4 protein-coding genes are annotated in these 6,242 nt (G+C 41.2%); 3 read left to right on the top strand and 1 reads right to left on the bottom strand.

Annotated elements, in window-relative coordinates; all coding sequences use genetic code 11:
• Together DBR11_RS14485 and DBR11_RS14480 are read left to right on the top strand one after the other, a co-directional pair.
• Positions 1–670: O-methyltransferase (locus DBR11_RS14485; protein ID WP_199233844.1), on the top strand; the 670-nt coding region annotated here is incomplete at its 5' end.
• A gap of 14 nt (positions 671–684) precedes the next feature.
• Positions 685–1,386 carry a hypothetical protein gene (locus DBR11_RS14480; RefSeq protein ID WP_108553375.1) on the top strand — a complete coding sequence of 234 codons (702 nt, stop codon included), beginning with the start codon at positions 685–687 and terminating at the stop codon, positions 1,384–1,386.
• A gap of 71 nt (positions 1,387–1,457) precedes the next feature.
• On the opposite strand, the gene DBR11_RS14475 is transcribed toward DBR11_RS14480, so the two are convergent.
• Complete coding sequence (locus DBR11_RS14475) at positions 1,458–3,323, bottom strand: beta-galactosidase (RefSeq protein ID WP_108553374.1); 1,866 nt, start codon at positions 3,321–3,323, stop codon at positions 1,458–1,460.
• A gap of 136 nt (positions 3,324–3,459) precedes the next feature.
• Between DBR11_RS14475 and DBR11_RS14470 the strand changes: the two genes are divergently transcribed.
• Positions 3,460–6,084: a glucosidase gene (locus tag DBR11_RS14470; RefSeq protein ID WP_108553373.1), complete on the top strand. Its 2,625-nt coding sequence runs from the start codon at positions 3,460–3,462 to the stop codon at positions 6,082–6,084.
• The last annotated feature ends 158 nt before the right edge of the window (positions 6,085–6,242 follow it).

The following is a 6,242-nucleotide window of genomic DNA, read 5'->3' as shown; positions in this document are numbered from 1 at the left end:
GATATTTGGAAAAGTTGACCAGTACATCAGCAACTTACTAGCCCCAGAAGACCAGGTCCTAAAAGACACGATCAAATCCCTTGATGAGGAAGGATTTCCGCAAATCAGCGTAACGGCAAATCTTGGGAAATTTTTACAGGTGATGGCTGTTCTCTCCAACGCGAAGAAAATATTAGAATTGGGTACATTGGCTGGCTATAGCACCATTTGGCTGGCAAGAGCCTTGCCTGCTGATGGAAAATTAATCACCTTGGAAGTTGAACAACGTCATTCAGATCTGGCGAGGAAAAACATTGAAAAAGCCGGGCTATCCGACAAAGTAGATTTCCGTGTTGGAAAGGCAATGGAGATTTTACCGCAATTAATTGAAAACGGAGAAGGCCCATTCGATCTTATTTTTATAGATGCGGATAAACCACCCTATGCAGAATATTTTGAATACGCATTAAGTCTCTCCAGACCTGGAACTGTCATTATCTGCGATAATGTGATCCGTGAAGGAAAGATATTAGATGAAAACACCAGTGACGAAAAAGTGAAAGGCGTTCAGCGATTCAACAAATTACTCCAGTCCAACAAGAATGTAACGGCCACCATTATACAAACAGTTGGTGTGAAGGAACATGATGGAATGGCTATTGCGGTTGTCAACAGGACTGATCCAAGCTAACTCTGTGTCTTAGTATGAGTACGATTTTAAAAACAGAAAAACATCTATTTGTTACACTTGTATGCTCTTTTTCTTTAACTCTTCAGGGTTTTAAGAGCGATACGCAAGAGTTACCGGACTTTCGTCCCGCAAAGGGTTATACCCAGGTCGCAGAAGCTCATGGAGATCTTGACAAAGACGGCACAGAGGAAGTGGTGTATGCTTACAATACTACGCATAAAGCCAAAGATTCGGGTTATCACAGGATTTTATACATCTGCAAAAACATACGGGGAAAACTCAAACTATGGAAGGTGAATTCCTCTGTCCTTTGGAATAGTGAAGACTGTGGTTTCTTTGCAAATGAAGGCGTTCCCTTAGAAATGGAGATCAGAAACAACACCTTAAGGATTAAACAGACTTTTAATCACAATGCCAAGCATTTCAGTATATGGAAGAATATTTTTCGGTATCAGAACGGAGACTGGTTCCTGATTGGTTCCACCTATAATGATTCGATGAACTGCGGTCCGGATCACGAGTGTGATATTAATTTCTCTACGAAAACAGTAAAGGTTTCTACTACTTATGATCACTGCGATGATGACGAAAAACCTGATCCTTCACCTGGTTCTGCAAACTTTACCTATCCTTTTAAAGAGATCCCCAGAATGGATGGCTTCACGCCTGGCCGCAAAGAAATAAAGGTAACAGGTACCAGATATATTTATTATTAATCCTGTGTACATTTAAAATAAGAAAGGCCTGCTGGGATTAGCAGGCCTTTCTTATTTTAAATGGTTTTCCTTTATTTAGGTAACCCATTCTCTGGCTTTAACTCTTCCAGAATGGGTGTTTCGGTAGATTTTAAAACAGTATGCATAACATCATTTTTCTGTTCAAAGATCACAACTTCATTTTTTCCCTGTTTGAGCCAGCATCCTGGTAAATATAAAGTTTGCTGTGGTCCAACACTCCAGTATCTGCCCAGATTAATACCGTTCACAAACACAATTCCTTTGCCCCACTCCCGCATATCAAGAAAAGTATCTCCTGTTTTATTGAGGTCAAAAGTTCCCTGGTAAATGGCAGGTTTACCAGCGGAAGCACTATTTTTAAATTTAGCCAGGTCTGGTGCAACGTCCATAGGTAACTTATACATATCCCAGTTACCTGTAATATTTTGTCCGTTGATCACAATTGGAGAAATAATACCTTTTGTACTGTTAATGATCTTAGCACCATAGTTGATCCTGCCCATATTCTCTACTATGATATCTAATGTTGCATTAAATGGAATCTCGATATCACAATCATATTTTTTATAATAACTGTTCAGTTCTGCTACTTTAACGCCATTTACGTAGACCAGTGCATAATCTCTGAGTCCGGCCAATTCCAGTTTACCGCTAATAGGCTGATTAAACTTTCTGCTATACCAAACATAACCATGTCCCTGGTTTAACTCTTCAAAGGTTAGAGGTGTATCGTTATTCACCGGGCTGATCTTATCTTTAAAATCCTCCAGGTCTGTAGCTTTGCTTAAGTGGATCTCAGGAATCGAAATAACGGGGATCTTAGCAGGAACTGCAGGTGTTTCAGGCTTTTTCAGCAATGCCCTTAACGCATTATATTTATCTGTTGCCCAGCCGGCCTCGCTAATTGGAGCATCATAGTCATAACTGGTCAGATCGGGTTGAATATCATGCTTATTGTCATAATTTGCACCAGAGGTAAAGCCAAAATTACTACCTCCATGAACCATGTAATAGTTAAACGACACCTCTCCATCCAGGTATTTCTGGGTTTGTTTTACCACATTTTCAGTTTTCACCTTTGGAAAAGGCTCTGCCCAATGGTCCAGCCATCCAGGATAAAATTCCGCCACCATATAAGGGCCTTTACCATCATGGTATTTGTTCACAACTTCTTTTAATTTAGCTACATCATCTTCTCCATTCGCCATTGGAAGCGCACCTGGTAAAGCACCACCTTCAAATAACCAGCTGCCATCTGAAGTAAAAAAAGGCACATTAAATCCAACATCTTTTAACTGCTGAAATACGGCTGCGCTGTATTTTTTATGATCCTCCAAAGAGATATCCTTGCGCTGCGCTACATAAGAACCAAATTCATTTTCACCCTGTACCATCACTATAGGACCACCGTTGGTAACCAAAAGATTCTTTAGCTGTCCATAAAGCGCAGTAAAATAAGCTTTTGTAGCGGCCAGGTATTGCGGATTATTTCCCCTGATTACCATTCCTGGTGTCTTTTCTAAAAACCAGGGATAACCTCCAAACTCCCATTCTGCGCATACATATGGTCCAGGACGAAGGATAACAAAAAGTCCTTCCTCCTGTGCAATTTTAATGTATTCAGCAACGTCACGGTTCCCGGTTTTAAAATCCCATACACCAGGTGCAGTTTCATGGTAGTTCCAAAACACATAGGTGGCTACTGCATTTAAGCCCATAGCTTTCATCATTTTTAGGCGATGACGCCAGTAAGGTTTTGGAATACGAGCATAATGCATTTCGCCGCTGTGGATTTGAACGGGCTTACCATCTAAAATGAAGTGACCATCTGCAATCTTAAAGGAATGCCTGGTCTGTGCATGAGTAGTGGAAGCAAAAAATAAAAATAAGAGTAAAGCAAAAAAACTATGTTTCATTGAATTTAGGATATCTGAGGTTTATGTTTGACCTAATGAGCATGCAAGTTAATTGTTTTTTTAGAATTGTCAGGATAACAATTCCTTTACTTTGATCCAGTATTTTTTACCTTTAAGCCATCAATCTAATCTATCAATGAAGGAGGAAGCAAAACGTTTAACCCAGCCGGACTGGAAAAAATGGGGACCGTATGTATCCAATCGACAATGGGGCACTGTAAGGGAAGATTATAGTGAAGATGGCGAAGCCTGGCAATCTACAACTTTCGACATGGCCAGAAGCAAAGCCTGGCGTTGGGGAGAAGAAGGCATTGGGGGAATTTCGGACAACAAACAGTTTTTGTGCTTTGCCCCTGCCTTCTGGAACGGTAAGGATAAAATCCTGAAAGAGATATTCTTTGGATTAACCAATACCCAGGGCAATCATGGGGAAGATGTGAAGGAACTTTTTTACTATTTGGATTCCTCTCCTACGCATTCGTACCTGAAGATGCTGTATAAATATCCGCAGCAGGCTTTTCCTTATGAAAAATTGCTGGCAGAGAATGCTCGCAGAACCAAACTTGACGCTGAGTATGAATTAATAGATACTGGTGTTTTCGATAACAATGATTATTTCGATATTTTTATTGAGTACGCTAAATCTTCAGAAGAGGATGTATTGATCAGGATCACTGCACACAATAGAGGCCTGATTTCTGCCCCTCTGTCCATTCTTCCGACCCTTTGGTTCAGAAACCGCTGGTCATGGGGTTACCACGACAAACAGGCCTCAATTTCTAAAGTAAATGATTCTGCATTACAGGTTCAGGAGGAAACTCTGGGCAGTTATATGCTCTATACAGAAAATACCGCTGAATGGTTGTTTACAGAAAATGAGAACAATACGGTCAGATTGTATGATTTCGATGACGAAAAAAAATACTATAAGGACGCCTTCAACGAATACATCGTTAATGGACAAAAAGATTGTGTAAATCCGCAGAACGAAGGTACAAAGGCAGCGGCCTGCTATAAGTTTGAAATTGGAGCAGGCGGATCTGTAACGATACAACTGCGGCTTTGCAGAGGCTCAAATGCAAAGCCTTTTGAAGATTTTCAGAAGATTTTCGAACAGCGTATCAATGAAACTGACGAGTTCTACAGGTCTCTTCAGAAAAAAATCCTTTCGGCTGATGAAAAACTGATTCAACGACAAGCTTATGCCGGGCTGCTCTGGAACAAACAATTTTACGATTATAACGTCAATAAATGGCTCAAAGGAGATCCTGCAGAACCTGCACCTCCTCCCGGACACAGTACTTCTCGTAATTTAAACTGGAAGCACGTGAACAATGCTGATGTTATTTCCATGCCAGACAAATGGGAATTTCCATGGTATGCCTCCTGGGACCTGGCTTTTCACTGTGTAAGCATTGCCTTGGTTGATACAGATTTTGCCAAGCAACAGTTGATGATGCTGACCAAAGAATGGTATATGCATCCTAACGGGCAGCTACCGGCTTATGAATGGAATTTCGATGATACTAATCCTCCGGTACATGCCTGGGCTACATGGGAGGTTTTTAAAATAGACCAGCAAAAAAATGAAGGCAAAGCCGATATCCCCTTTCTGGAAGCTGTTTTCCAAAAGCTCCTGATCAATTTTACCTGGTGGGTTAACCGCAAGGATCATAATGGAAGCAATATCTTTTCCGGTGGATTCCTTGGACTGGACAACATTGGCATTTTTGACCGCAGTATGAAACTACCTTCAGGAATGAGGATGGAACAAGCCGATGGAACAAGCTGGATGGCCATGTATGCCCTGAATATGATGCATATCTCCCTTGAACTGGCCTTACACAACCCGGTTTATGAAGATATGGCGACCAAGTTCTTCGAACATTTCCTCTATATCGCAGGGGCTATCATGAACATCATGGGCCCGGATGACACGGGTTTATGGGACCAGGAAGATGAGTTTTTCTACGATGAATTATCCCTGGACAGTCAAAGATCAGTAAAATTGAAACTTAGGAGTATGGTTGGCCTGATCCCATTGTTCGCTGTAGAAGTGATCAAGGACGACACCTTAAAAAAGCTACCTGGCTTTGCTGCCAGGATGCAGTGGTTCCTCGAGCATCGGCCGGAACTGGCTTCCCTGGTTTCCCGCTGGACGGAAAAAGGCACCGACGACAAGCACTTGTTAAGTTTACTCAGAGGGCACAGAATGAAGCGAATCCTGTACAGGATGCTGAATGAAACTGAATTTTTAAGTGAATTTGGAATTCGGAGCTTGTCTAAAAGTTACGAAGAAAATCCATATGTTTTTCAGGCTGGAAAAGAGCAGTTCATTGTAAAATATGTTCCGGGCGAAAGTGACAGTGGCATGTTTGGCGGCAACAGCAATTGGCGGGGTCCAATATGGATGCCGGTCAATTACCTCATCATCCAGAGCCTACTCCGCTTTCATGATTATTACAGTGACGACTTTAAAATAGAATATCCAACCGGTTCGGGCAATTTACTTTCCCTGCAGGAGATCGCCATGAAACTTGGCGAAAGATTAATCCATATTTTCAAATCGGATGATCAAGGCAGGCGTGCTTGCTTTGGAGATAATGAAAAATTCCAGACGGATCCTTATTTTAAAGATTATCTATTGTTTAATGAATATTTTCACGGAGATTGTGGCAAAGGATTAGGGGCTTCTCATCAAACCGGCTGGACCGCATTAGTGGCCAATTTGATCCGGGACCACCAAGTCACAGAAAGGTAATACATTAAATACTAACTACTTCTAAAATATTTTTTTTGTACCATTGCAGAATAGCTTAAATTAAACAAACTTAAATACGACCATCCGAAGACACGCTTACTTAAAAAATAACATTTAGATTCATAGCAGAGAATGTGAGGATACCTATGAGAAAATAC

This window comes from Pedobacter sp. HMWF019, assembly GCF_003061025.1.
GTDB lineage: Bacteria > Bacteroidota > Bacteroidia > Sphingobacteriales > Sphingobacteriaceae > Pedobacter.
Note: the sequence above shows the minus strand (reverse complement) of the source record. Positions and strands in the feature narration are given on the sequence as shown.

Coding starts and splice junctions, on each gene's coding strand:
- DBR11_RS14480 (WP_108553375.1), top strand. CDS start 685: ATGAGTACGATTTTAAAAACAGAAAAACATCTATTTGTTACACTTGTA.
- DBR11_RS14470 (WP_108553373.1), top strand. CDS start 3,460: ATGAAGGAGGAAGCAAAACGTTTAACCCAGCCGGACTGGAAAAAATGG.
- DBR11_RS14475 (WP_108553374.1), bottom strand. CDS start 3,323: ATGAAACATAGTTTTTTTGCTTTACTCTTATTTTTATTTTTTGCTTCC.